At 54.9% G+C, this 2,288-nt stretch carries 2 protein-coding genes; both read left to right on the top strand.

What is annotated here, in order from left to right; translation table 11 throughout:
- Positions 1–521 precede the first annotated feature (521 nt).
- Positions 522–1,118: a Slp family lipoprotein gene (locus ACOSYY_RS11375; protein WP_421662490.1), complete on the top strand. Its 597-nt coding sequence runs from the start codon at positions 522–524 to the stop codon at positions 1,116–1,118.
- A gap of 264 nt (positions 1,119–1,382) precedes the next feature.
- Positions 1,383–2,288, top strand: a 906-nt coding sequence (locus ACOSYY_RS11370; protein WP_421662489.1) for a sigma-54-dependent transcriptional regulator, incomplete at its 3' end; no start/stop codon positions are given.

Genomic DNA, 2,288 nt, shown 5'->3' with positions numbered 1-2,288 from the left:
AGTGAGGTATACCATCATGGTGGAGGCGAGGAACCGCCAGCCCCGCGACACGGCCACCTTTGGATCGGGGGTTGATCTGTGGAGAAGAGACGTCCACCATGATCACATACGTTTCCCCATCCAAGTATATTGACCATAACTGAGTCATAAAACAGCACAACGCCTCTCCTGACGCGTGGTTCCACTATTCTGACAAGTACTTGGGTGGGAGTGTCTGAACGGCTTACAAAACCGCTGCTCTTCCGATTGAGCTTCGCCAGCACCTCAAATAGACTTACGAGTCTGTGTGATGCGACCCGAAAATCGGTCTTGTACCGGCATGTCAACTGTCGTTTACCATTTCGAATACTTGTGATACCTTCCGCCGCATGGCGAAACGAAAAAACTCTGAAGAACCCGCCGATCGTGGGCGTGTCGAGATCTCCCAGAGAGTGAAGATCGCCGCTGCGGTTCGGAGAAAATCCGTGAAGCAACATCTCGCGACTGAGCACAGAAGATCGTTGACACTCTAAAACTCCATCATGAGTACGAACATCATGATCGTTCAGGGCCCTAACTCCCGCAGCATACGGATGCACATTAACAGATTGGCTCGGGCCATCCTTATGTCGGCCCTGTGCGTGGCTGTCGGGTGCAGCGCCGTGCCGCGAAAATATCTGCAGGAAGCAGACTCGACTCTTAAGTTTTCATGGTTGGCTGCCACGCCGGAGTTCTATCAAGATCGGCTTGTCGTCTTGGGGGCCGTCATCGTGGCGGAGGAATTGCGGGAGGGAGACCTCTGGTTGCACGTCAAGAATCGCCCTCTCGATGAGAAGTACCGTCCACAGCTTCCGCCGAGTCCCAGCGATCACGAAGCTGGGTGGTATTGGCTTGTCGTGAAGAAACACCACACGTTGCCCAGCTCCTACCGTCATTGGGCTGATATGACGATCGTCGGCCAAGTGATCGGCGTTGGTCCTGAGGGACAGCCACTGTTGAAGTTGATCTACGCGCGCGGGTGGGGAATGAATCCGAAACATGACGGCGTGTGGGAACACAGTGTGGATGAGAACTATGGGACAACGACTCCGCCTGAACTCATCCGTGAATCGGATCCATTTCAGCAACGACAATATTGAAGACCCATCGCGCATGAGTTTGCCGCTGAGGTTGATGAGAAAGCAGTGGAGAGGTGGATTGAAGAACTGGAAAAAATCTGCGCGTCCAACCTTGCGTCCCGCATAGTACGAATCGGTAGCCCGAAGGATCTGTCAAGAGAGGTCCTCCCGTTCCGGCTAGGTCGATAGTTCGGTTGCCGGTTTATTGATACGGCTTGCATTGCCTGCCACAGGCCATTATTCTAGGCTTCGTTTCGTCCTTTCGTATTCCAAAGGATATTAAGTATGAGTCAACTCCGCGTCCTGGTTGTCGATGACGACCCTGCCGTGCGGGATGTGCTGCAGGAAGTCCTGATGCAGAGGGAGTATAGCGTCTCTACTGCCGAAGACGGCGCGGCGGCGATCCAGGCGGTGAAGGACTCGGTGGTCCATATCGTGATCACGGATTTCCAGTTGCCCGATATCGATGGACTGGAGATTATCGATCGCCTCTCAAAATTCGACGCGAAGATCATTCCGATCATGATGACCGGATTCGGCACCATTGAAACGGCGGTGCGCGCCATGAAGTCCGGCGCGTTCGACTTCATTACCAAGCCGTTTGACCTGGAAGCCGTGGCCGTCGTGGTTCGGAAGGCGGCGGAGTTCCTTCGGCTTCGGCAAGAGAACCACCTCTTGCGGAAGGCGGTACGCGATCAGTATCGGTTGGAACAGCTGGTAGGGGCCAGCGAGCCGATCCAACAAGTGATGGAGTTCGTCCGAAAAGTCGCCGACAGCGACAGCACGGTCATGATTCAAGGAGAGAGCGGCACCGGCAAGGAGTTGGTGGCTCGCATGCTCCATTTCAACAGTCTCCGAAAGGATCGTCCGCTGGTCCCGGTGAATTGCGGCGCCATCCCGGAAAATTTGCTGGAGTCGGAACTCTTCGGGCATGAGAAAGGAGCCTTCACGGGAGCGACTCATGCGCGGATGGGCCGTTGTGAACTGGCAAACGGAGGGACCATCGTTCTCGATGAGATCGGCGAAATGAGCCTGCCGGTGCAGGTGAAGCTGCTTCGGGTGTTACAGGAGCGGGAATTCGAGCGCGTTGGAGGAAATCGGACGATTCATGTGGATGTGCGTATCGTTGCCGCGACCAATCAGGATTTGGAAACGTTGGTTGAGGAAAAACGATTTCGCAAAGACCTCTTC

Source organism: Nitrospira sp. BLG_2 (assembly GCF_049222245.1).
This window is presented reverse-complemented; position numbering and strand designations above follow the sequence as displayed.

Excerpts from the sequence above, each read along its gene's own strand:
- ACOSYY_RS11375 (WP_421662490.1), top strand. The coding sequence starts at position 522 with ATGAGTACGAACATCATGATCGTTCAGGGCCCTAACTCCCGCAGCATA.